We start from the raw sequence: 25,112 nt of genomic DNA on the forward strand, positions 1-25,112 counted from the left end.
GTCCGGGAAGCCCCACTCCCCGGACCCGCGTGGCCGTCATGCGCTGACGGCTGCGTCGAGGCGGCCGGCCTTGGCCTCCTCGATCAGGGAGCCGAACTGGTCCGCGCTCATCTGCACCCGCTGCCCGAAGTCGTCGGTGATCACGATCCGGCGTTCGGGCGGAGCGGTCTCGTCCACGAACAGCTCGGGACAGCCGCAGTTGCAGTTCCCGCAGAAGGTGGCCAGGGGTTCGGGTGATCCGGTCATCGCGCTCTCCTCCATGTCCGTCGGATCCCGGGCGGAGCCGGGAGCCCGAGTACCGAGGTGATGCCCACTGCCCCCGGGCGGCACGCTCCGTCGGCCCCGGACGTGGAAGCACGGCGGTTCGGCCGCGCGCACCCGATGCACCCGAAACGTCCGGGGGAAAGGGAACTGGAAGGCGGTGCCGTACGACCATTGAGATGTCGGCGGATCCGCTGCCGGGGCGGCGGAACAGAGTACGGAACGCGCCAAGAGGGACCCGGTCCGGAGGTGTTCGCGGGGCAGTGCCAGGATCGGGAGGCATGTCGGTGGGTTGGCGGTTTCGCGCCACACGGTCCGCTCTCTTCGCGGTCGTGTGCGTATCGCTGGCTGCCCTCGGTCACGCCCTCATGTCGGACGCGCCGCTGCCCTGGTGGCCGCTGGGGCTGTGCCTGACCGGCGTCGGCGCACTGGCCTGGCTCGTCGCCGGAAGGGAACGGGGCCGGACCACCGTCGTCGCGCTCACCGTCGCCGTACAGGCGGCCCTGCACGCGGCGCTCACCCTCGCCCAGACCGCGCAGCAGACGGCCGTGGAGGAGGCCGGGGGCCGGTCCACGCTCGCCGTCAGGTGGGCGGACGCCCTGCTGTGCGGCCCGCACAGCGACACCGCGGCGGCGGCTCGCGCCTACGACGTGGCCGCTCGGGCCGGGCTGACGGACAGCATGCCGCTGCCCAGCCTGGAGGGGGGTTCCTCCGCCATAGCGGCGCTCGGTCACACCGCCCATGGAGCGCACACGGCCGGGGCACACGCGGCGCGGCCCGCCCATGACATGGCGGCGATGACCGCCACCGCGTCCTGGGGCATGCTCGCCGCGCACGTGGTGGCGGCGCTGCTGTGCGGCCTCTGGCTGGCCCACGGCGAGCGCGCGGCCTTCCAGATCTTCCGCGCCCTGGCAGACCGGTTCCGTCTCCCCCTCTTCCTGCTCGCCGCGTTTCGGCCGCTGCCCTCCGCGCCGCCCGCCTCCGCCGTCGACCGTTCCGTCACGCGCCCGCGTTCGCGTCTGCTCGTCCACGCGCTCGTCACCCGGGGGCCGCCCAGGGAACCCGCTGTCCACTGACAGCCGGCTCACGTCGGCCGCGCTCTGCCGCCGCCGACGTGCGCCCGTGCGTGTACCGCACGGGCGCGTTTCCCAGCTCTCCGGACCGGGCACACCCGTGGGCCGTGCCCGGTCCGGGCACCCGGAAGGAACCGCAGTTCGATGCTTCCTGCCCAAAAACACACCGGGGCGACGGAGGACGACGTCACCACCTGGGCTCTCGGCGCCGCAGCAGGCGACGCCGACGCCTTCGGGCACGTCTTCCGAGCCCTCCACCACGACGTACGCCGTTACGTCTCTGTTCTGGCGGACGACGCGCAGGTGGCCGACGACCTGGTCCAGGAGACGTTCCTGCGCGCCGTGTCGACCGTCCACCTCTTCCAGGGCCGCGGCTCGGCCCGCGCCTGGCTGCTGACCATCGCCCGCCGGACGGTCGTCGACAACCTGCGGCGTGCCGCCTCCCGGCCACGCCTGGCCGACACTCCGGACTGGCAATTCGTCGCGGAGTGCAGCCAACCGCGGGACCTGCCCGGCTTCGACGAAGGCATCGCCCTGATGGCGCTCGTCGACGCACTGCCCGACGACCGCCGCCAGGCGTTCGTCCTCACCCAACTCCTGGACATGCCGTACGACGACGCGGCCCGGACCACCGCGTGCCCCGTGGGAACCATCAGATCCAGGGTGTCCCGGGCCCGCACGACGCTCTGCGCGATGCTCGACGACCGGACGGAGCCCGCGCTGTCCCGCTGATCGCACAGCGCTCGTCACGTCGCCTGCCGCTCGGCCCGCCCGCTACCGCGGGCCGAGCGGGGGCTGCCGGCCGGACGCGTCCGGCTGGACGTAGCCAGATCGGCCTCACGGGCCGACATCGGCCCTCGCAATGAACCGATCTGTCGGCAGGAGCTGGGTCACGTCGTTGCGGTTGCCACCCGCCCGCCCCACGCCCTCGTCGTAACCCCCATCGCGGGCCACATGCCAAACCCGCACCGACTCGACCGGCGCCCGAGCCCGACATACCTCTTTCACCCACGAGCCGAGAGCGGGGATCATGGCCTGCGCCTCGCATCACTATGGGATCAGGCATCCTCTTCATACGGAGCGCTGACACAAAGCGATCCCCATTCACGTCGGCACCCCATACACCCAGAAGAGGGGGGATACTTTGTGGTTGCTAAGGGCTGCCCCGTATCTCTGAGCGGCCGTGTGCAAGGGGGCCGGCATCGTTGTGAACCAGGGTGCGAGAGGATCGGAGCAGCTTGTCCGCTCACTCGTCTATGAGGTGGTCGTGATCGATGATGCAAACGCCTTGGAGCTCTTCCGGTTCGCTGACCCCGTGCAGAGCGTGACCCTCCGGGTCGCGTGCGACGCACCGATGGTGGCAGGGGAAGAGAGGTACTACGCGGCCGAGATCGCGGTGGAGAGTGACTTCGTCAACGGCACTGTCGGACTGCACATTTCGGACGCGGACCTGGATGAGTGGGGTCGTTGTCTCGATGCCCTTGAGGCGGATGAGGGAGCCGAGTGGCCGCCCGGCGGCCGTAGTGCGTGGCTCTCTGTGATCCCCGAGGATCCGTTGGAGGTGACTGTGCACGACTCGCCGTCGACGCAGATCGCAGTGCAGATTCCCGTGGACGTGCAGGCCGGGTGGCTGGAGGACAACCGGCTGCGGCTTGAGCACGTACGCAAGGCGATCGGGAAGAGATGACCTGATGATCTGACGCAATGAGATGATCTTGGGGTGTCTGGTGTGATCACGGCGTCGGAATCGTCCTGGATAGTCCCGTTCACAGGGCTGAGCCCCCGTGTCTTCGGCAAGTTGGTGACTGCACTGCGCCGCGAGGGTGCGGATCCGGTCCGCAAGGGCCGCCCGTGGTCCCTTCCGCTGGAAGACCGGGTGCTGCTGGTGGCAGCGTACTGGCGCACGAACCTGACACTGCGCCAGCTCGCCCCGCTCTTCGGCATCTCGAAGTCCGCGGCCGACCGCATCATCGACCACCTCGGCCCGTCGCTCGCGCTGCAGCCCCGCAAGCGGTTCCGCAAAGGCACCGTGCTCATCGTGGACGGCACCCTGGTCCCCACCCGCGACCACAGCATCGCCGAGCAGTCCAAGAACTACCGCTACTCCACCAACCACCAGGTCGTCATCGACGCCGACACCCGGCTCATCGTGCTGGTCGGCCGGCCCCTGCCCTGCAACCGCAACGACTGCAAGGCGTGGGAGGAGTCCGGCGCGAAGGCCGCCGTCGGCAAGCCCCTGACGATCGCCGACGGCGGCTATCCGGGCACCGGACTCGTGATGCCCCACCGCCGCCGCAAAGGCGAACAACTACCCGACTGGAAACAGGCCCACAACAAGTCCCACAAACAGGTCCGCGCCCGCGTCGAGCACGTCTTCGCCCGCATGAAGACCTGGAAGATCCTCCGCGACTGCCGCCTCAGAGGCGATGGCGTCCACCACGCCATGCTCGGAATCGCCCGCCTCCACAACCTCAACCTCGCTGGATAGGCAAGCGGGCGGACTCGTCACCGCCCACGTCAACACCAATCAGAGATCATTTACGGGACAGCCCTTACGAGCTCGTGCACGGTAGGCGGTGAGACGTCGAGCTCCTCATCCTCGATCATGGTCTTGTGGTGGGGAACTCAACGCGTGCGGTGATCATCAGCAATCGGCGGATCACGGGCCTGGCTGTGGGAGTGATTGCTGAACTCGTCGAGGAGATCGGCCCGTTGTGGCGAGAGCGTCACCAGGCCCGGCTCACCTCCCGGCCACGGAAGCGGGCCGTGGGCGCCGGCGCAAAGCACCGGCTGGTGTTTGTCGATCGGCTGCTGGCCACGCTCGTCCATCTTCATCACGGGGTCACCCACGACGTGCTGGCCTGCTGGTTCGGCGTAGACCGCTCCACTATCACCCGGGCCGTCGGCGAGGTGCGGCCCCTGCTCGCCGAGCGAGGCTGCACGGTCAGCCCCGACGTGCGGCTGCGAACTCTGGCCGACGTCGTCGACCACCTCGGCGCGAGCGGGACGACCGGCATCATCGACGGCACCGAGATCCGGGTCCGTCGGCCCGCCGCCGGACGCAAGGACCGGGACAAGTTCATCTCCGGCAAGAACAAGCAGAACGCCGTCAAGTCCATGGTGGTCACGGACGCCGAAGGCCGCGTGCTGTGGTGCAGCCCAGCACGACCCGCAAGCTGCGCGGACATCACTCACGCCCGCCAATTAGGGCTGGTCAAGCTCTTGGCCGACGGGCCCGCGGTTGAGATTCTCGCCGATGCTGGCTACCAGGGCCTTGGCGCGCAGACCGGCGGCCGGGTGGTGACACCACCGCACCGCAAGTTCAAGAAAAACGCCCCGGACTGGTACGAGGAGATGTACGAACGCCAGCGCAAGGCACACTCCTCAAGGCGGATCCGGGTCGAGCACGGCATCGCGCATCTGAAGAATTGGCGTGCCCTGGCCCGCCACCTCGGCCGCCGCGAGCACATGAGCGACACCGTCCAAGCCGTCGCCGGCCTGCTGCCCCATCAGCAGACCGCGGACCTGACGTCGACACGGCAGAGGTGAACATCGAGCCCCGCCGACAGCCTCGACGTCTCACCGCCTACCGTGCACGAGCTTGTTAGGTCGATTTCCGGCAACCACATCTTTCTCGTCCCCCCTGACGAGAACAGAAGGCAGTGACAGGTCGCGGTGGAAATGGGGGCATGGTTCTTTTTCGAGATGACCTTTGCCGATTTTCTTTGGGCTGCGCTGCGTGAGGAACTCGGCGTTCCCGTCATTCAAGGGGAGCCGTCATTCGAGCAAATAGGGGCTATCGGTTTCGAGTAACGTCAAGCAGAATTGCTGCGGTCCAACCGCTGGTGCGGCCGGACATCACTCATCCAGTGGCGGCACAGGCAGCTCTACCCGAGGAACGACAGACGGACCTGCCGGTTGGGATTGTCCTTATTGGTGTCCACCAAACTCCGTTAAGGAAACCCCAGGCTATCCCGATTACGGGGGGGCACCAGTAGGTGCATGCAAGAGTCGGCCATGGCTAGTGCCGCATCAGCCAACGTTCGCCCTGTAGTGCCTGAGATCGCGGATGACACAGGTCTCGGTGAACGTGATGCCTGAAATCCGCCAGCATGCTCGCGGTCGGTCGGGCGAGAATCCGCTCATGAACGCTGAAGCGCAGGGAATCCGTATCCGGCATCGCGGGCATGAACCGCAGGTCCATCCCACCGCCTACGTCGCCCCGACGGCCACGCTGGTCGGTGATGTCCGCGTGGGGCCACGGGCGCGGGTGATGTACGGTGCGGTGCTCGATGCCGAGGGGTCTCGGATCGAGGTCGGGGAGGCGGCGGTGATCTGCGAGAACGCGGTGCTGCGCGGGTCTGCGGTCGCCGGCGATCAGCCGGTGCTTGTCGGCGACCACGTCTTCGTGGGGCCGCATGCCACTCTGCTGGGCTGCGAGGTCGGCAGGTGCGTCTATGTGGCGACCACGGCGACGGTTCTGCAGTGCGCACGGTTGGGGGCTGGCTCGGTTGTCGCTGTCGGCGCGCTCGTCCATGCACGCACCGTTGTGCCGGACGAGTACTTCGTGCCGCCGCACACCGTGGCGCTTGACGCGCCGGTGCGGCTGCTGGCCCCTGGTGATCCGGGCTTGGCCGAGGCCGTCGGCCGGGTGGGCTTCGCGCAGGTGGCGTTCGGTGTCGACGCGGAGTGGACCGACCGGATCAGCCGGTACGAGCAGATCGCGGAGGTGCGCGTCGCCGAGTTCGGCACGCACGCGGACGATGAGGTTCTGAATCTCGGCTAGCGCCGCATCAGCGACCCTTGTGCTGTGCTGAGGTGACGCGCCGTCCGGATTCCACTCCGGCGGCGCGCGTCCGGCACGCTGTGCTGGTGGCCGAACGAATACGTATCCGCGAGATCGATGACGACGAGGGTCGGCGGCTGCTGCGGATCATCCGCAGGGGCACCGGGTCGGTGGTGACCTGGCGGCGGGCCCAGATGGTGCTGCTGTCCGCGCAGGGCATGCCCGTGGCGAAGATCGCCGAGGTGACGTTCACCAGCGCAGACCGGGTCCGCGACGTGATCCACAACTTCAACGCCGACGACTCCCTCTACCCGAAGTACAAGGGCGGCCGACCCAAGACGTTCACCCTCCCAGAACGCCGGGAGATCAATAAGATCGCCAAGTCCAAGCCGGCCGAGCACGGCCTTCCCTTCTCGACCTGGAGCCTGGCCAAGCTGGCCGACTTCCTGGTCGCCGAGGGGGTGGTCGACGACATCAGCCACGAGGGCCTTCGGGTCCTGCTCCGCGAGGAGGGCGTCTCGTTTCAACGCATAAACACCTGGAAGACCTCCCGTGACCCCGACTATGCCGCCAAGAAGGCCCGTGTCGAGCACCTCTACGCCATCGCCGACGGCGAGGTCATACCCGAGGAAGGCGAGCCCGAAGTCGTATTCTGCCTTGACGAGTTCGGCCCGCTCAGCCTCCAGCCGCACCCGGGCCGTCAGTGGACCGAGCGCGGCGGGAAGCACAAGGACCCCGACCGGGAGCCAAGGCCCCGCCGTCGGGCGACCTACACCCGCCCGCACGGGGTCAGGCACCTGTTCGCCGCCTACGACCTGGGCAAGGACCAGCTCTACGGCCACATCAAGCCGAGAAAGCACCGCACGAGGTTCCTGGAGTTCTGCCGCTACCTGCGCGGCCTCCACCCGCCCGAGGTCCGGATCGCGATCGTGCTCGACAACTTCTCCCCGCACCTGACCACGAAGAAGGACTCCCGGGTCGGCGACTGGGCCGCAGCCAACAACGTCGAGGTCGCCTACACGCCGACCAACAGCTCCTGGCTCAACCGCGTCGAGGCCCAGTTCACCGCCCTGCGCTACTTCGCGCTGGACGGCACGGACCATGCCAGCCACAAGGAGCAGGGCAGCATGATCCGCCGCTACATCATCTGGCGGAACAAGCACGCCGCCGACGAACGGCTACGTGAAGTGGTTGACAGGGCGAACGTTGCCTGATGCGGCACTAGCTTCGGGATCCCTCCAGGTCTAGGACCTGGCCGACGCAGCCTCACCGGGCGAGGGATTTCGGTACGAGCGGTGGTACGGGTGGACAGGGCCGGCCCACGCGAGCACACCGGCTCTCGAAATCAGCCGGAAGCCAGCCACGGTGGAGCAGTCGGGGATGAGCCCTGAAACTTGCTCGCGCGGCCAGGACGAAGAGGAGAGAGGCCCACGGAGTATGAAACCGCAGAGTGCGGTGGCCTCCATGGTCGGTGCGGAGAGCGATCTGAAAATCTTCAGGCCCGGCCAGATCGATGCTGTCCGTCACGCCGGTCCAGCAGATGGAAGCAGGGGCATGCGGATGGCTGAAGTAGGCGCCTTGATCAGTAACCGTGAGTTCCCCACTCCCGTCCAGGACCCAGCGAGGCTGCGCAGCAGCGGCTGCCGCACGGCGGCGTGAGGCATTTCCAAGAGCAGACCCGAGCATGCTGCCGATAACAAACGACGGACGGCCAACGGCAACCACATTCGCGTGCTGGTAGCTTCCGCTTCCCAGGGCGCGCCAAGTCAGCCTCTGAGCTGGCCCCACCGCCAGGACGCGCTCATTCGGAGCAAGTCGCGCACAAGTAGCGAGGTGCGGGCGCCTCTCTAACCTGCCACTCACTAGATCCGCGAGAATTTCGCACGTATGCCATAGGTGCTCGTCCAGGTATGTCCAAGACTGTTCGCCGTGTGGTGCAGCCCTCCGATGGTCCACACACTCCCCCTCCACCGTGCTCAGACGCCACCGTTTCCCTGACCAGACAGTATCCAGCCTGACACGTCCTCACGCAGCCGTACTTCAGGGCCGACTGATCTGCCTGGTCCACGGCAATGAGCAACACCTCGCCGCCCAAGCCTGCGTTCCAACGGCGCGTCATGTCGCAACAGGGCAAACGTTGCCTGATGGGGCACTAGCAGCTCAATCCCCTGCACCACCTGGCGGGGGCTTCGTGTCCAGCGCCTGCCTGTGCAGGACAGCCGGCAGGGCCAACCGCCTCTGGTGTGTGCGGATGCCTGCCAGCACACCTTCGCTCGCTGGCTCAGTAAGCAGGGGAATCTTTTCGATCCACTCGGCGCAGGCAACGAACTCCGGGGGCCGGGGCGCACAGCAGGAGGTGGTAGCCGTCGAAGGTGCCGGCCCCATCCCCGAGGCCAGGCGAAGCGCGCCCGGAAGGTGTCACGGCCTCCGTGGACCACGGGAGGAGCGGCACCTGCGGTACGTCACCAACCGGGTCACCGCTGTCTGCCAACCGGTGTCTCAAGGATCCACGATCTGATCCTTCCTCCTTGCCGGTTGGCCTCGCGGAATGCCTCCGACCGCCCGTCGGCAAACCTCCGTCCGGCCTCCGCAGCCTCCTCAAGGGCGTCAAAAGCCTCTTGGCGGCGCCCCACGTCGGCCAGCCGTACGGCGAGGTTGTTCAGGCTGGTAGCGAGGTCCGCTCCGACGTCGGCGGACCGGTGCGCGGCCAGGCTGCGGTAGAGCAACACAGCCTCCTCAGCGGCCCGTAGCCCCTCCCGTCGTCGGCCGAGGCCGCCCAGCCGGTTGCCCAGGTTGGTCAGGCTCCTGGCCAGGACCGTTTCATGGGCCCCGGCGTGCAGGTCGGCCAGCTCTCGGTTGATCCGGACGGCCTCCTCGATCGCGTCGAGGGCCTCGCGCGGGCGGTCCACATCGGCCAGGCGGTTGGACAGGTTGTTCGTGAGGGCGGCAAGACCGGGGCCGTAGGCCTCCGGTTCCCGCTGCGCGAGCGGCCGGTACAGCGACACCGCCTCGTAGCCGACTATGAGGGCTTCCGCGGCCCGGCCGACCGCGCTCAGCCGGACGGATTGGTTTCCGAGGGTCTCGGCGAGGTCGGGTGCGACGACTTCGGGGCTTCGCTCGTACTGTTGCCGGAAGAGCTGCACAGCCTCGTCTACGGTCATGAGCGCCTCGTCGAGACGCCCGTCGTCGGCCAGCCGGTTCGACAGGATCCGGAGGCTGCGCGCGAGATGGAAGGCGTGCGCGTTCGGCTCCTGCCGCGCGAGCGCGCGGTAGCGCCGGACGTTGTCGGCGGCAACGGAATAGGCCGCTCCCTCCAGCTCCGCCACCGGCCGCACCGCGTCCTCGCCCGCTCCGGGCACGGCCTGACGAGCGGACGCCCGGGTGAAAGCCGCCGCTAGCGTGGCGGCGGAGGGCCTGCGGTTCGGTTCCTTCTCCAGGCACCTCCAGAGGGTATCGACGAGCTCCGGGGCGATCCGCGAAGCCGCCACGGTTCGCCGTCCCTCGGAGGTCCTAGGGTCGGACCACCCTCCCGTGAGGAGGGACAGGAGCAGGGCACCGACAGCGGCCACATCACTCTCCGGGGTAGGCGAGGAGCCGCCCTCGTCCGGCCCTACATAGGCGTCGCTGCGCGGGAAGCCGGCACTGTGATCGCTGTCGGCTCCGTCGATACTCGCCGCCATCCAACCGACCAGCCGGACATCACGGTTGGTCACCAGGACGGCCCTCGGCGCGAGCCCTCCGTGGACGAGTCCGAGACCATGGGCGCGATCAACCGCGCGAGCCAGGTCCTGGCCGATCCGCAGAAAGGCCTCTTCCGGGACTGATCCCCCGCACTCCTCGAGAAACGCGCGCAGGTTGGGCGCCGGACCTGAGGACGGATTTTCGGCGCCCCGGTGCACAAAAGCCGCCGCGATCCATGGCTGTACGTGGGCGGGGGACGTCCGTACGTCGAGCAGCTCGGGCGCGTACGTCCCGCCCATGCGGAGCAGGCACTCGGCCTCCGTCCGTACGAGATCCCCGCCCGCTTCCATGCCCCCGCCGTACTCCGGTGCGGGCGCGCGAACCGTGACGGTGGTGCCGTCCTCATCCAGAGCCAGGTACATCACCACGTGGAACCAGCCCCGGGCGCTACGGGCATACGGCCGGAACCGGCCGAACCGGCCCGGGTCGTCCGTAAGGAGCGGCTCCCAGCCCGACGGCAGCTCGTCGGGTCGGGGCAGTAGTGGCTCGGCCTCCGTACCGAAGAGGCCGGACTCCGTACCGGGAAGGGTGGCGGGGGTTGGCCCGGCCCCCGCCGTGCCCGGCCCGGTACCGACAACTCCCGGCTCGATGCCCAGCCGCCTCAGCAGCTCCTCCCGCAGCCAGCCGAAGGAGCGTCCGGCGTCCCCGACCACGGCGGAGCCATCCGGGTGGCCGACCCAGGCCGGGAAAACCGGGGAGCGGCCGACGGCGGCCTCGATGTGCTCGGTGACCGCACCGGTGACGCGGAGCAGGTCCTTCGGGGACACAGCGGCGAGGAGAACGCGGCGGGCGTCGCTGGAGAAGTCGTACCGCCGGTGGTGGGGTGGGCTGTCAGGGTCGTCGGTCGCGAGCTGGTGCATCAAGCCGCCCAGGAACACCTCCGTGATGTGGCCCGGGTCAGTGGGAGGCCCAAGTGCAGCCTGCGTCAGGCGCATGACAGGCGGCGTGACCGGCGAGACGGCGGCGAGATGGGCCGCGAGCCGGTAAGCCTCAGGTGAGGCGGCGGCCCTGAATCGCAGAACGACCTCGGCGTCGTCACCCGGGGAGGCCCCTGCGACGGGCCGGTCCGCCCGGGATCGGTTGGTGCTCCACAGGGGCAGGACGGCAGTGCCGCTGGGTGAGGCAATAATTCGCGCCCAGTCGCCGATGGCCACAGGGGTTGGTTCGAGGACCGGTACAGGTACGGAGTCGAAGCTGACGAGATCAGGTGGGAGCACCGGGTCCGTGATGTGCCAGGCACGGCTGGGCCCACCGCGACGGCGGGTGGTGACCTGCCAGGGCCGCGCGGCGATGCCGGAACCGTCCCAGAGCCGTGTGGGCAGTGTCTGGACGATCGCGGTGGGACCGCACCGCGTCCAGAGCTCCATCACCCGCCGCATGCTGCCATCCCGCCACGCCTCGCCCACTCCGTCGCTGACGACGAGCACGAGGGTGTTTCCCGTCGGGTCGCTCACGGTCTCGGGTGCCCGGAGCCGCCCGGTGGCGGCGTACGGGCTGGTACGGAGGCGTGGTGTGCTGCCGCGTGAGTCAAGTCCATGGACGTGCACGTCGCGAAAGGCACCGGCGCGTTCCATGAGCGTGCGGAGCTCTGCGGCGAGACGCTGCCAGAGGACCATGGAGACACCGTCGTCGACGACGAGGGCGAGGGAGAGCCAGCGGCTCCTGGCCGGATGGGTGACGATCTCGGGCATGCCGGTGTCGGCCAGTGCGGTCACCGTGCGCGCTATGTCGAGTTCGTGGTTCCGATGGTCGGGGAAGCGCTGCCGGATGGGGCGGAGCGCCTTCCCGAGCCCGAGTTCGCCAGCGCCGACGGCGCGGCCGTCGGGGGCGCGGACGGGGAGCACCGGGACCTTCGGCGTGTCGGTCTCCGCCTCCGGCACCGGCTCCGCCGTCGCCAGGACCGGGTGCGCGGAATCCGGATCGGGCTGTCCGGCCGTCGGCAGCTCGTGGGAAATCTCGACGCCGTCGGGGCCGGGCGCGGCCGGCGAAGGGGCATCGGTCGGCCCTCGTGGGGCCTCGGGTGCGGCGAGCCGGGCCAGGGGCCCGGCCCCCCGGGGCAGCCTCCCGGCTAGCCAGAGGGCGTCGAGGAGTTCCTCCTGGGATAGGGCGACTCCGCTCTCGGCGAGGGTCTGCGTCACACGCGTGATCACGGCCTCACACGGCTCCGCCGAGCCGGTGCAGGACGGCCTCGAAGAGAGAGTCGGCGTCGAGGCCGACGCCGCCCTTGCGGAGGAAGACGGCGTTGAGCAACTGGTCGGTGGCGAGTTCTCCGGAGGAGCGGCGGTCCAGGAACTCACGCAGCAGGTCGTCGATGCCGTCGAGGGCGTCTGTGCCGAAGTGGGCGGAGACGATGTCCCGGAGGCGTTCCTCGTTGGGCTCGCGGAGCTCGAGTCGGACGCAGCGCCGGAGGAAGGCGGCCGGGAATTCGCGTTCGCCGTTGCTGGTGATGATCACGACGGGGAACTCCTGGCACCGGATCCGGCCGCGCGTGACGGCGGCGGGACGGTCGGGGTCGTCGGTCTGGACGTACACCGGCGCGTGGTCCGCCGGGAGGCGGGCGAGCTCCGGGATCACGAACCAGCCCTCCTCGAGGACCGTGAGAAGGTCGTTGGGCAGGTCGATGTCGCCCTTGTCCAGTTCGTCGACGAGTAGCACCCGGGGGCGTTCTTCCCGGGGGACGAGGGCGTTGCCCAGGGGGCCGAGCCGGACGTAGTGGCCGATGTCGAGTTCCTCGCCGTCGGCGTCGCGGCGCAGGTTGGCCTCGCGGAGTCGGCCGATGGCGTCGTACTCGTACAGGGCGTCCCGCAGGATGGAGCGGCTGTTGACGGGCCACTGCAGGACTTGTCCGAGTGTCAGTTCGTTGGCGATGGCGTGGGCCAGGGAGGACTTACCGGTGCCAGGGTGTCCGGTCACCAGGAGTGGTCGGCGCAGATGAAGAGCGGCGTTCACGATATCGGCCTCTTCGGGGCCGATGAGGTAGGGCCGGGAGGAGGCGGTGGTGTGTCCTTCGGTCGGCTGCTCCTGGTTGAACCGCCGCCACGGCGGTGCCGGGGGGAAAGGGGTCTGCCTCGGAATGCCGTCACCGCTGAAGAGTCGCCAGTCGGCGTCATCGGGCCGGGTCTGGGGGTTCGCGTCGGCTGCGGGCTCCGGGGTCGTCATGACGCGTGGGTTCCTTTCCGTGGGTCCCTGAGGTGCAGTGACTCGGGCGTGGGGTACTGGCCGTCCTGTTCCCAGATGAGGGAGGGGCGGGCCGTCCGCTCGCCGGGATAGGCGAACGAATGGCTCCTCAAGGTCCGGACGCGATCGGGGAGTTCGTCGGGCGGGCCGGCCGGGCGGAGTTCGTTTAGCCGCTCCCTGTCCTCGTACGAGGCAGCGGCGCGGTCCCAGAGGACGACTGGGACTCCCATGGCGAGGCAGATTTGCAACCAGTTCTCTCGTTCCTGGGCTGGGCCGTTGAGCACAACCTGTGCGGTGTCTCGGTGTCCGTTCTGCAGGAGGTGCAGCAGTTGGCTGCTGTTGCGACAGTCCGGGTCTGTGATGAGGGCCTGCGCGGGTCCGCGCTGCCAGCGGCGTCGCTGGTCCTGGGCACGCTGGGGCCGGTAGTCGGTCATGGTGGGGCAGCTCAGGGTGACGCGGTACTCCGCTCCGAGGGGCTGTCCGGGCATGATGTCGTCGGCCACGTCCGGCTGCCATTCGTCGACGGCGAGGTGGAGTTGCGAGCGGCCGACGACGATCGTCACCCACGGCACGTGGTCCTCCTGCCCGGGTTCCGCGGCGGTGGCGGCAACCGCGTCCCGCAGGCAGCGGGCGGCTTCCGTAGGGGGCTTGGGCATTGTCCTAGCGTCGTGCAGCATGGTGCGCGAGCCGTCTTTGCCGACCAGGAGGATCCGGCAGAGGTACAACTCCTCGCACGTGGAGTCGTCCCTCCTCAGCTCCATCACCACTCGCGATGTCGCCGATGTCCGCCTGCGTGCCCAGCCGGAGGCATCCACGCGCCGCTCGCGCAGGGCGACGGGGTGGATGCCGAGTCGCTGAGCCGTCTCCTCGGACCAGGAGCGAAGTTTGACCGCGACCTCGTGGGCGGATGCGGCCGCCACGTACTCGACGAGGCGAAGGAGCGCTGGTACCGGTGGGGTTCCCTCGGGGACGTTCTCGCTGTCCGAGAGTGCCTCGAGTTCCTCAACGAGGCCGTCGAGGTCTTGGTCCGAGACGGTTGGGTGGGTGAGGCTCTCGGGCAGGACGGCGTACCGCAAGGCCTCGCGGGCGGCTCGGGGCAGCAGTGTGGGGTGTTCCTTGCAGACGCCACGCAGCAGGTCGAGCAGTCTCTCGTACTCGTGCGTGGACAGCAGGGACACTCCGTCGAGGATGCTCGTCCGGATGAGAAGGTCGGTGAGGCTGATACGCGCTCGTTCATCCGCGGTGGAGGCGGCGAGGCTGCCGCTGAGCGTGGCGAGCGCGCGAGGGTGCGCCGCGAGAAGGACAGCCAGATCCGAGACGGTGGGCTCGTACCGAGCGGTCTCGTAGCCGAGTTCACACGCGAGTTCTCGTGCGTGGGTCCAGCGGGTGACCGGGTCGGCGAACAGGGGCCGGAGCAAGGAGGCCAGTTCGCGTTCGGCAAGGGGGCGTTCGTCGGCGGATCCGGCCTTCGGAGGCGTCGCGCCGATGTCGATCAGGTCAGGCGGGCCTCCGGGGCTTCCAGCGAGGTGGGCAGCGAAGCCGCTGTGCTCGGCGAAGGCGCGGGCAGGGATCGCGCGCAGACGCCGGTTCTCGAAGGGTCGGTCGTCGCGGACGACGACCCCGACGAGGTGACCGTCGCAGAAGACGGCGGTTCCGGACGCTCCTCCCCAGGCCTTCTCGCCGTCGACTCCCAGGGCTGGGGCGGGCCCCTGGTCAAGGATGTAGTACTGCCCGGAGCCGGAGAGGGGCGGCAGGACGCCGCGCAGGTGCTCGGGGTCGCGGGTACTGCCCGCGGTGGCTCGAGGGAAGCCGAGCCCTTCGTAGCGCAGCGGTGCCCCGCCCACGGGCCGGCCCCAGCGGACCGAGCCTTCGACGTCAGCTGCCCGCTCGACGCGCACGAGCGCGATGTCCAGCCCCTCCGGATGGTGCCAGAGCAACTCCGCCCTGAAAAGCGGTGCTTCGCTGCCGCAGGGGTGTCCCACACTGACCCGGATCTCGGGCCAGGGCTCTCCGGTAGCCCGGTTCACGAGGACGTGGCGCGCGGTGAGCACTACCCGTGGGGCGATCAGATAGCCGCTGCCGACGCTGTGGTTTGTATCGGTGGTGCCGCCGCGGATCAGCGCCAGTCTGCGCGGATCCACGTCACTCGTCCCAAGACCTGGATTCGTCGTCGTTGATCTCGGGGTTGGTACCGCCGTTAGCGCGATCCCGGATCGACAGCTTCAGCGTCAGCCGGTGAGTCCGGACGGCCGAATGCTCGCCGCCCGCTCCGACGGTGGCCACGCCGAAAGTGACGCGGCCGTCGGCCTTGCCGCTGTCGCGCAGCTCGAGCAGGAGCTCGAGTTCTGCTTCCTCGACGGTAAAGGCGAACTGCTGTCCCTTCCCGAGGTCTTGCGCCTGGTACAGCTCCTGCCTCAAGTCGTCGATGGCCTCGGCCAACCTAATCGTCGCCATCTCGTCTCCCCCGCCCCCGGGTCCACACTCAGTCGTCGCGGCTACGTTACAGCGACCCCAAGACACCTCCAAGCCGGATCGTGGAGAATCGGATCGGCAGGCCGCCGGACTGTCGGGGACCGCGGCCATGGGGCCGACGACGGTCAGAGGGAGGGGTCCATTTCTGTGGAGCCGACAGGCAAAATGCCCGACGGAGAAGCGGGGCCGCTCGACACTCCGGACGATGTCGGCAAGCTCCAGGCACTGCTCTGGAAGGCCGTCGACAAGCTGCGAGGGTCTGTCGACGCCGCCGAGTACCGGGAGTTGGTCCTGGGGATCTTCTTCCTGCGCTACGTCTCCGACGCGTTCGACCGGCGCCGTGCGGAGTTGACCCGAGAGCTCGCGGCGGACGACGTCTCCGAGGACCGATTCGATGTCTTCCTCGAGGACCCCGACGCGTACGTGAGCGCCCGAGTCCTGTGGGTTCCGGAGACGGCCCGCTGGAGCTGGATTACCTCCCACCTGGGGAGCAGGCACCTCGTCGCGGTCCTCGACGGCGCTATGGCCGCGATCATGCGGGAGAACGCGCTCCTGGAGGAGGCTCTACCTCGGATCTTCCACAGCGGCGTCGACACGAGGAGTCTGGCAGGGCTCGTCCAGGTGCTGGACGAGGCGCAGTTCGCCGGGACCGAGGGCAGGCCGCCGGCAGACATGCTCGCCGAGGTGTACGGGTACTTCCTCGACAACTTCGCGCGCGCAGAGGCGCGGCGCGGCGGCGAGTTCCACACACCGCGGTCGGTGAACAGGCTGATCGTGGAGCTTCTGGAGCCGTTCGAGGGCCGGTTGTACGACCCGGCGTGCGGCGTGGGCGGCACGTTCGTGGAGGCAGCCCGGTTCGTCGAGACCCGGCGCGGAGTGACTCACACGGGCGACCTCAAGGTCTATGGCCAGGAGGTCAACCAGCGGACTTGGCGGTTCGCCAGGATGAACCTCGCCGTGCACGGCGTCGAGGGCGATCTGGGATCCCGCTGGGGCGACACCCTCGCCGACGACCGGCACCCTGATCTGGAAGCCGACTTCGTCATGAGCGTCCCGCCATTCAACATGGCGGACTGGGCACGGAACGATGCCGACCCGAGATGGCGGTACGGTGTGCCGTCGCTCGCTGACGCCAACTATGCCTGGCTACAACACGCTCTGGCCAAACTGAGACCCCATGGGACGGCGGGCGTCGTCCTGGCCAACGGCTCCCTGTACTCGAAGAGCGGGGGAAGAATCCGCCAAGCGATGCTGGAGGACGACATTGTGGCCTGTGTGGTCGCGCTTCCCCGACAACTTTTCCATACGACGCGAATCCCGGCGTGCCTCTGGATTCTGACCAAAGACAAGGGCCGACAGAGTGCACGGGCGCTGGCGGACCGGCGGGGCGAGATCCTGTTCATCGACGCCCGCGAGACGGGCGCGCTCGTCGGCCGGACAGAACGCGTCCTCACCGAAACCGATCTCGGGCGCATCGTTGGCACCTACCACGCCTGGCGCGGCACGCCATCGGCCCAGGCAACGCGGGCGGCCTACCGCGACGAGCCCGGCTTCTGTGTCTCCGTGGGCCTGGAGACCGTGCGGGATCATGAGTACGTACTGACACCGTCTCGGTACGTGGCCCCCCCTTCGGCCAACACCGCGCTCCAGGATGACCGCCGAGGCGAGCTTAAGAGGTTGGCTAGGAACCTGGACACACTGTTCGACTGACCACACCCGGAACAGTCGTGCGCGGCGCGCACCGCAGAGCCTCACCGCATTCATCATGCTCGACCACCCCATCGCGGCCCCGACTGCGACGCTCACGGGATGTGTCAACCCAACCACCTTCGAGCGCGACGGCAAATGGCGATGTAGGCAGTCCCGCCACTGGCTGAGCAGCCGATACAGTGCGCCGCGACCGCCGCGCTGGAAACGACCCCAGCGGCGGCATCTGGGCGGTCGCCGACATAGACGTCATGTGTAGCCGGTGTTCAACAGTTGGCGACGATACGACTTCGAACGGGGCGATGGCATCGGACACCCAGCTATCGCGGGGTACTCACCGTTGACGAGTTCGGCCTGGACCGTCCGGCCGGTGCGACTGGTGGTCACGGCGATGGCCTCGGACATGACTTCGTAACTGGGCAGGGGCATGCATTGCCAGTTCAAGGTGATGTGGGAGAGCAGCCGGTGCTTGATCTTGTTCCACTTCGAGGTGCCGGGCGGAAGGTGACACACTGTGGTTCAAGCCCGGTCTCGACAGAAGATTCGGCGAGTTGGGTCTTCCAGCCGCGGATGCGGTAGCCGTTGGAGCCGCCGCCGTCGGCAGCGCCCGAAGTTGTCTAAGTTGCTGACCCTCGACTCCACCAACCTCCGTTAAGGCAACCCCGAGGATAGCTCGACCGGTCACGCCACCTTTGTGTTCCAAGCCCTGATCCGCTGCCGGGCCCCCAAGCGCTACGCAGGAACCAACATGTGCGGCGCGGTTCGGTGACAACGGCGGCGCCTTTCACCATTCGAGGTTGACGCGTACGGCCGGCCGCGCAGGCCCAACCGGATCCCACAGAAGGCGCACCCATCGCAAAGGCATCGCGGCACCTCCGAATGAGGCTCGCGTGGCTCTCTGATGTACGACATCGCGCCGTCCCGCTCACGCATACGCGGGATAGCCCAGAGTCGGTAGCAGCGTCGGTCGGAACAGCGAACGGGGGTGAGCCGGGACCGGGTTGCCGGGTGACTCCGCCGGCAAGGCGGGAAACCGGCCCGAGGGTCGGTGGACCGCCCTCCGCGTGCCGGATCCACTGACAGGCGATCCGCCTCTGACCCCCGGGAAGCGCCGGTGCGGACATCGCGTTCGAGATCGGCGAGTTTGCCGGCCCATGGCGCGAGCAGAGCGAGGACGTGCCCTCTCCGCCTCGGCGGCTTCGACTGTGATGGTTTCGCCTTCGATCAGCTTGCACGGCGGACGTACGTCACTGAGGTGACGACGTACCGCCACTCCGTTTGCGTCAGTGGCGCGGGCGAGAAGACGCGCAGCACGCAACGATGCAGGCAGCGGGCGGCAGGGCTCCAGGCCCGTGCGAAGCCATGCGGCGAAGGACCTGGCGTCGGACGCGCCCCTGATCGGACCCACCCCTGTCACGCTCCCCGCCGGCTGCCGTTCCACGGTGCACGGCTACACCGCCGCGCATCCGGTGGTGACCATGAGGCCGTTCCGACAGCCGCGCACGGCATTGAGCGCGCATCAACCCTGGCGATCAGGAGCCTGATCAGATGCCGGTTTCCGCTCGCTCCCCGCGATGGGCGTCCACCCTGCTCCTCGACGTCCCGGCGATCGCCTCGCAGCGCGCTCCGACGCGGACGCTTTCGCGTCACGGCCGTCGAGTCGTCCGGGATCTCGGGCCTGCTCACGCATGCGGACACTCGCGTCCGCGAGTCCCGCCTTCCCGCCACCGCGGACTACGCAGCCGGCCCCGAGGCCGACGGTGACGGTTCCGATGGAGGTGACCGTGGTGGTGCCGTTGAAGGCCCGAACGGTCTCGCCGGTCGTGTACGTCACCGTGCTGCTCTGGCCGGTGTTCCACGTGTAGGTCTCGGTGTAACTGTAGGGGCCGTCGAGCGTCAACCCACAAGTGGCGGTGGTGGAGGCCGTGTACGCACCGGTGCCGCTCGTGACCGAGGTGAGCAGGGACGTGCAGTTGCAACTCTCGGTGAAGAAGTTGCAGCTCTCGGTGAAGTCGATCGTGCAACGCCTCCCGCTACCCCATGGTGCCCGTCAAGGGCTGACACCACGGCGCACGTCCCTGGCGCGAAGAAGCACGGGCGCGGGCGCACGGGGTGGGGCGGCAGCTGTTCGACGGAACGACTCCGCCCGCGGTGAGGGCACCGGCTTCAACGGTCGCTTCCCTCGGCTTCGGGTTCCGCCGCCGGTCGTGGCTTCCTCGTCGCCCGAAGGGAACAGAACTTGACGCTGATGGGCGGCCGCGGCGCCCTGGATGCGGTGTCCCGGGTCGTTGGTGACACGCGTGCTGGGTTCGTGAAACGGGTGAAGGTCTGGATCACGCCATCACACGGTGGAGAACGCGCACACGTGAGCAAGGCGGGCGTTCCCGGCAACGCGGCGTTCCCGGCCCATGGAACGAGCGGCCCGCCGGGCGCCCCTGGCGGGGCCCAGCGGGCCGCCGTAGTGGTGGGCGGAGCTCAGGCGACGACGACCGTCCCGGACCCCTTCCCCTCCGCACCGGATCCGTCGACGGTCACCCGGAAGACCCGGTCGGTCCCCTCCGCCGTGACGCGGACCCCCGTCCCGTCCCGCAGGACATGGAACTCCGCCGCCGGGACGCCCGTCAGGTCCGGCACGGTGACCGTGCCCTCGTCCGTACCGGTGCCGAAGACCCGCAGGGTGAGGTCGTCCAGCCAGTCCCCGTCCGGGCGCTGGTCGTCGGCGCCCCACGGCAGTACGGCTCCGTCCCTGACCAGCAGCGGCAGGCTGTCGAAGCCGTGCGTCTCGTGCCGCCAGGCGGGGCCGGTGACGCGTTCGCCGGTCAGCAGTGAGGTCCAGGTTCCCTCGGGGACGTAGTACTCGACCTCGCCGTCCTCGGTGAAGACCGGCGCGACCAGCAGGTCCGGGCCGAGCATGTACTGCCGGTCCAGGGTGCGGGAGGCGGGGTCACCGGGGAACTCCGCCAGCATGGGCCGCATCATCGGGATGCCCGTACGGTGCGCCTCGGCGGCCACTCCGTAAAGATAGGGCATGAGCCGGTGCTTGAGCAGGGTGAACTTCCGTGCCACGTCGACGGCTTCCTCGCCGAACTCCCACGGCACCCGGTAGGAGACGTTGCCATGGAGCCGGCTGTGCGAGGACAGCAGGCCGAAGGCCAGCCAGCGCTTGAAGACCGCCGGGTCGGGGGTGCCCTCGAAGCCGCCGATGTCGTGGCTCCAGAAACCGAAGCCGGACAGGCTCAGCGACAGGCCGCCGCGCAGGGACTCGGCCATGGCGGTGAAGGAGGCGAAGCAGTCACCGCCCCAGTGCACCGGGAACTGCTGACCGCCCGCCGTCGCCGACCGGGCGAAGAGCACTGCCTCCCCCGCTCCGCGCTCCTTCTCCAGAAGTTCGAAGACGGTGCGGTTGTAGATCTGCGCGTAGTAGTTGTGCATCCGCTCCGGGTCGGAGCCGTCGTGCCAGACGACGTCCGTGGGGATGCGCTCGCCGAAGTCCGTCTTGAAGCAGTCGACACCCTGGTCGAGCAGGAGACGCAGCTTGTCGTCGTACCAGGCGCGGGCGGCCGGGTTGGTGAAGTCGACGAGCGCCATCCCCGGTTGCCACAGGTCCCACTGCCAGACGTCGCCGTTGGCGCGCCGCACCAGGTAACCGTGTTCGGCGCCCTCCGCGAACAGGGCCGACTTCTGCGCGATGTAGGGGTTGATCCACATGCTGATGCGCAGGCCCCGCTCCTTGAGGCGGGCCAGCATCGCCTCGGGGTCGGGGAAGACCTCCGGGTCCCACAGGAAGTCCGACCACTGGTACTCGCGCATCCAGAAACAGTCGAAGTGGAAGACGCTGAGCGGGATCCCGCGCTCGGCCATGCCGTCGACGAAGGAGGTGACGGTCTCCTCGTCGTAGGACGTGCAGAAGGACGTGGTCAGCCACAGGCCGAAGGACCAGGCCGGCGGCAGCGCGGGTCTGCCGGTCAGGGCCGTGTAACGGGACAGGACGTCCTTCGGCGTCGGGCCGGCGACGATGTAGTACTCCAGCGACTGGTCCTCGACGCTGAACTGCACCTGCCCGACCGACTCCGAACCGACCTCGAAGGAGACCTTGCCGGGGTGGTTGACGAAGACGCCGTAGCCGCGCGAGGACAGATAGAACGGAATGTTCTTGTAGGCCAGTTCGCTGCTGGTGCCTCCGTCGGCCTGCCAGATGTCCACGGTCTGCCCGTTCTTGACGAACGGGGTGAAGCGCTCACCGAGTCCGTAGACGTACTCACCGACGTCCAGGCCCAGTTGGGCGATCATGTGGTGCGTGCCGTCGGGCGCGGTCGCGAACGCCGTGCCCTTCGGGTCCACCCCGGTGAGGCGCCGGCCGTCGGCATCGAGGAAGGTGATGCCCCAGGGGCCGTCACCATCCATCCGCAACGTCAGTGGCCCGCTGGTGAGTTCCGTCGCCGTACCGTCCCGACGGGTGCGGGCCGCGGGCGCCGTGGTGTCCTCCGGCAGGATCGTGAAGTCCGGCCCCCGCCGGGCCCTGCCCGCGTGATGTGTGGTGCGGACGCCGATGACACCCTCGGCCGGGGAGAAGCAGTCGACGGTGATCAGCGGGGTGTTGAGCGTGTCGCCGCGCGCCGCGACACGCTTCACCGCGGCGTACGCGGTGAACCGGTCGTCGTCGACGCGCAGATCACGGATCTCGGTCGCGTGCGAGGCTCGGACGCCCTCGCGCATGAGCCAGAAGCCGTCGGTGAACTTCATGCGGTCTCCTTCTTGGCGGGAGAGACGTCCACGCGGGCGAGACGCATGGCGCCCCTGAGGCCGATACCCATCTCGTGCACCCCGCGGAGGTCCAGCGCGGCCTCGAGAGTGCGGTACGCGTACGGTCCGCCGGTGTCCGGGAACGGGAGCGCCAAGCTGTGGCCGCCCACACTCACGGTGATGCGCCCCTCCCCCGAGGCCAGGAACCTCAGTCCGGAGACCCCCTCACCGAAGTCGCACGCCCGGTAGACGAGGCTCCCCTCCTGGTCGGCGGAGGCGGGCGCCACGACGTCACCCTCCGTCTTCGTACGGTCGAGGATCTCCGTGTCCTTCTGTCGGTCGTAGTCGACGGCCTCCAGACCGTGCGTCGCCACCGGGCGGGGGCCCTGCGCCTTTCCGTCGACGACCGCTGTCGCGATGAGCCGGATGTCGGCGCTCGACGCTCCCGCGAGGACCTCGTAGGCGCCCGGCTCGACGGTCCACCGGCCGTGCGCCACACTCCAGTGCCCCAACTCCTCCACGAGCACCTCGAACTGGATGCGCGCCGCCGTACCGGGCGCAAGGTGCACCCGACGGTGGGCGACCAGCTTGCGCTGCGGCAGGTCCCGGGGATCGGGGAGCCGGCGACCCGGACCCTCGCGGACGGGTTCGGCCGTCTTGGCTGGTCCGGCCGCGCGGACGTAGAGCTGCACCACCTCGTCGGCTGCGGGCCCGCCGTCGTTGGTGACGGTCAGTGACACGCGCAGCCGCTCGCCGTCCACCTCCGTGCGCAGGGCCGAGTACGTGATGTCGGCGTAACCGAGGCCGTGGCCGAACGGGAAGAGGGGCGTGCCGTCGAAGTAGAGGTACGTCTGGCGGGAGCCGATGACGTCGTAGTCGAGCAGGCCGGGCAGATCGTCGTCGCTCGCGTACCAGGTCTGCGGGAGCCGGCCCGCCGGGGACACGTCGCCGGCGAGGACGCGGGCGAGCGCGGTGCCCGCGGCCTGCCCCCCGTGCGCCGTCCAGAGCAGGGCCGGCAGTCCGTCCGCCGCGTCGCCGACCGCGTAGGGGTAGGCGGAGGTCAGGACGAGGACCGTACGAGGGTTGGCGGCGTGCGCGGCGCGCCACAGCCGGTCCTGCTGGGCGGGGAGAGCGAGGGTCGTGCGGTCCTCGGTCTCACGGCCGTTGATGTGGGGGTCGTTGCCCGCCACGACGACGACGGTGTCGGCGGCCGCGGCGACGCGGGCCACCGCGTCGGCGCCGTGCTCGACGGTCTCCCGTTCGAAGACCGTGGCGTCGTCCCGGGAGACCCTCTCGCCCGCCTCGGCGACCTTCGCGCCGTCGGCGGCGACCGACACGTACCCACCGGTCCCGAGGTGCAGAAGGCGGTGCCCGTCGTCGATTCCCTCCACCGCTTCCAGGCGGAACGTCTCCTGGACGACCCAGCCGCCCGGCTCGTCCGCGGACGCCCTGACGTACCCGTCGTCGGCGACGGACAGGTACAGCCCCTCGTCGGTACGCAGGGTCAGGGCGCCGTCGCCCCAGTCGACGAGGGCCAGCTCGGTCGCCTCGTCACCGCAGGTCAGCGGGGGCAGGTCGGTGCGGCCGGCGAGGAGGGCCGGGTCGAGGGCGCCTTCCGCGCCGCGCGCCTCACCTTCCGTCGCCCCGTCGGCGGCGGGTACATGGAGCCAGCCGTCGGGGCTCTTCAGCCTGACCCGGTCCGCGCCCTCCGCGAAGAGGACGTTCTCGGCGCCGTACCGTGCGCGGATTCCGTCGAGCGGCGTCGAGCGGTGCATGAGCGTGCCGCTGTACCAGTCGAGCTTGCAGGCGTCCGCGAGCAGTCCGACGACCGCGACGGTCCGGCCCTGCTTCGGCTCCACGGGCAGCAGGCCGTCGTTCTTGAGCAGGACGACGGCCTGCTCGGCGGCTTCCAGGGCGAGAGCCCGGTGCTCCTCGGTGTCCAGGGCGTCGACCTGCGCGTACGGGTCGAGCTCTGGGTCGAACTCCCCGAGCGCGAAGCGCATGGCGAGCAGACGGCGGACCGCCGTGTCGATGTCGCTCTCGTCGATGAGCCCCTTCGCGAGCGCGTCGCGGATGCGTCGCGACATGACGGTGGAATCCGTGCCGTGGTCGGTGAAGCTGTCGACACCCGCCTTCAGGGCGGCCGCGGTGGCCTCCTCGTGGGTGTCGAAGTAGTGCTCGGAGTCGACCAGGTTCGAAGGGGCGCCCGCGTCCGAGCAGACGACCAGCGGCTGGTCGGTCCAGCGGCGCAGGTGCTGCCCCAGGAGCGGCGAGACGTGGTTCGGGCGGCCGTTGACCAGGTTGTAGGCGGGCATGACGCCGGCCACAGCACCCGCCCGCACCGCGTCACGGAAGGCCCGCAGGTCGTACTCGTGCAGGACGCGCGGGCGGACCGAGGAGGACGCGGTGTCGCGTTCGGTCTCGTTGTTGTGCGCGAGCCAGTGTTTGAGCACGGGGGCGGTGCGCCAGAAGCGGGGATGGTCCCCGCGCAGTCCCCGGGTGTACGCGACGGCGATGGCGGAGGTGAGAAACGGGTCCTCGGAGTACCCCTCCTCGCCGCGGCCCCACAGCGGGTGGCGGAGCAGATTCACGGTCGGCGCCCAGACGTTGAGCCCGACGCGGTCGTCCTGGGCGCGTTTGGCCCGCACCTCGTTGCCGACGGCCTCCCCGACCCGGCGGACCAGGTCGTCGTTCCAGGTGGCGCCGAGGCCGACGGCCTGCGGGAAGACGGTGGCGGGCCCCATCCAGGCGACCCCGTGGAGGGCCTCCTGTCCGGTACGGAACGGGCCGACCCCCAGACGCTCCACCGCCGGGGCGAACTGGTGCAGCATCGCGATCCGCTCGTCGAGCGTGAGCCGTCCGAGCAGGTCGTCGGTGCGCCGGGAGAAGGGCAGCTGCGGGTCGCGGAAGGGAAGCGGATGGTCCGTCACGTGCGGGTCCCCTTGAAGAGGTGGGAGGTATTCCGGTCTGCGGGCGCCGAGTCATCGCTCAGCGCGCGGAGATGATCGTTCGAAGCGCTTCGATGCTCATCGGACGACCCCGCGACTGTCAAGGGCGCGACCGCCTCGAACAGGCTCTTCCGCGCAGATCGGTGCGCCATCAAGCCGGGAAGCGGTTCGGAGACAGGTCGGAGGAATATCGAAACGAACTCT

At 69.2% G+C, this 25,112-nt stretch carries 15 protein-coding genes and 1 pseudogene; 8 read left to right on the forward strand and 8 right to left on the reverse strand.

Annotated features, from left to right (window positions below):
• Nucleotides 1-36 precede the first annotated feature (36 nt).
• Nucleotides 37-246, reverse strand: coding sequence for a hypothetical protein (locus KV381_RS03480; RefSeq protein ID WP_030081427.1), 210 nt, complete (start codon nt 244-246; stop codon nt 37-39).
• A gap of 347 nt (nt 247-593) precedes the next feature.
• Between KV381_RS03480 and KV381_RS03485 the strand changes: the two genes are divergently transcribed.
• The 7 genes from KV381_RS03485 to KV381_RS03515 all read left to right on the forward strand — a co-directional run bounded on the left by KV381_RS03485 (nt 594) and on the right by KV381_RS03515 (nt 7,334).
• Nucleotides 594-1,337 (forward strand): hypothetical protein, encoded by a 744-nt coding sequence (locus tag KV381_RS03485; RefSeq protein WP_306438142.1) that lies wholly within the window; start codon nt 594-596, stop codon nt 1,335-1,337.
• Between the two features lie 141 nt (nt 1,338-1,478).
• Nucleotides 1,479-2,066, forward strand: a complete 588-nt coding sequence (locus KV381_RS03490) for a sigma-70 family RNA polymerase sigma factor (protein WP_030624374.1) — start codon at nt 1,479-1,481, stop codon at nt 2,064-2,066.
• A gap of 535 nt (nt 2,067-2,601) precedes the next feature.
• A complete protein-coding gene (locus KV381_RS03495) occupies nt 2,602-3,021 on the forward strand; it encodes a DUF5959 family protein (RefSeq protein ID WP_249627515.1) in 420 nt (139 codons plus the stop codon).
• Between the two features lie 33 nt (nt 3,022-3,054).
• Nucleotides 3,055-3,822, forward strand: a complete 768-nt coding sequence (locus tag KV381_RS03500; RefSeq protein WP_218784470.1) for a transposase — start codon at nt 3,055-3,057, stop codon at nt 3,820-3,822.
• 149 nt (nt 3,823-3,971) lie between these two features.
• Nucleotides 3,972-4,883 carry a transposase gene (locus tag KV381_RS03505; RefSeq protein WP_256995010.1) on the forward strand — a complete coding sequence of 304 codons (912 nt, stop codon included), beginning with the start codon at nt 3,972-3,974 and terminating at the stop codon, nt 4,881-4,883.
• Nucleotides 4,884-5,478: 595 nt separating this feature from the next.
• The gene (locus tag KV381_RS03510) at nt 5,479-6,120 is read left to right on the forward strand and encodes a gamma carbonic anhydrase family protein (RefSeq protein WP_218784477.1); all 642 of its coding nucleotides are present in this window, start codon (nt 5,479-5,481) and stop codon (nt 6,118-6,120) included.
• Nucleotides 6,121-6,206: 86 nt separating this feature from the next.
• Nucleotides 6,207-7,334 (forward strand): IS630 family transposase, encoded by a 1,128-nt coding sequence (locus tag KV381_RS03515; RefSeq protein WP_256995011.1) that lies wholly within the window; start codon nt 6,207-6,209, stop codon nt 7,332-7,334.
• Between the two features lie 1,260 nt (nt 7,335-8,594).
• On the opposite strand, the gene KV381_RS03520 is transcribed toward KV381_RS03515, so the two are convergent.
• The 4 genes from KV381_RS03520 to KV381_RS03535 are packed head-to-tail and all read right to left on the reverse strand — an operon-like array spanning nt 8,595 to nt 15,492.
• A complete protein-coding gene (locus KV381_RS03520; protein WP_218784479.1) occupies nt 8,595-12,011 on the reverse strand; it encodes a protein kinase family protein in 3,417 nt (1,138 codons plus the stop codon).
• Nucleotides 12,012-12,015: 4 nt separating this feature from the next.
• On the reverse strand, nt 12,016-13,020 hold the full coding sequence (locus tag KV381_RS03525; protein WP_218784481.1) for a MoxR family ATPase: 1,005 nt from the start codon (nt 13,018-13,020) through the stop codon (nt 12,016-12,018).
• A complete protein-coding gene (locus KV381_RS03530; protein WP_218784484.1) occupies nt 13,017-15,179 on the reverse strand; it encodes a serine protease in 2,163 nt (720 codons plus the stop codon). The genes KV381_RS03525 and KV381_RS03530 overlap by 4 nt, the downstream gene beginning before the upstream one ends.
• Before the next feature lies 1 nt (nt 15,180).
• Nucleotides 15,181-15,492 (reverse strand): trypco2 family protein, encoded by a 312-nt coding sequence (locus KV381_RS03535; RefSeq protein ID WP_098024169.1) that lies wholly within the window; start codon nt 15,490-15,492, stop codon nt 15,181-15,183.
• Nucleotides 15,493-15,657: 165 nt separating this feature from the next.
• Between KV381_RS03535 and KV381_RS03540 the strand changes: the two genes are divergently transcribed.
• Complete coding sequence (locus KV381_RS03540; RefSeq protein ID WP_256995012.1) at nt 15,658-17,220, forward strand: type I restriction-modification system subunit M; 1,563 nt, start codon at nt 15,658-15,660, stop codon at nt 17,218-17,220.
• 324 nt (nt 17,221-17,544) lie between these two features.
• Here KV381_RS03540 and KV381_RS36325 read toward each other — a convergent pair.
• The 3 genes and pseudogenes from KV381_RS36325 to KV381_RS03555 form a co-directional block, all read right to left on the reverse strand.
• Nucleotides 17,545-17,819: pseudogene (locus KV381_RS36325) on the reverse strand (ISAzo13 family transposase); the annotation flags it as partial.
• A 1,873-nt stretch (nt 17,820-19,692) separates the two neighbouring features.
• Complete coding sequence (yicI, locus tag KV381_RS03550) at nt 19,693-21,960, reverse strand: alpha-xylosidase (protein ID WP_030624373.1); 2,268 nt, start codon at nt 21,958-21,960, stop codon at nt 19,693-19,695.
• A complete protein-coding gene (locus KV381_RS03555) occupies nt 21,957-24,890 on the reverse strand; it encodes a glycoside hydrolase family 3 C-terminal domain-containing protein (RefSeq protein WP_030624371.1) in 2,934 nt (977 codons plus the stop codon). The genes yicI and KV381_RS03555 overlap by 4 nt, the downstream gene beginning before the upstream one ends.
• Nucleotides 24,891-25,112: the final 222 nt, after the last annotated feature.

Origin of the sequence: Streptomyces sp. WY228 (genome assembly GCF_019287315.1) — a bacterium.
GTDB classification, from domain to species: domain Bacteria; phylum Actinomycetota; class Actinomycetes; order Streptomycetales; family Streptomycetaceae; genus Streptomyces; species Streptomyces caviscabies.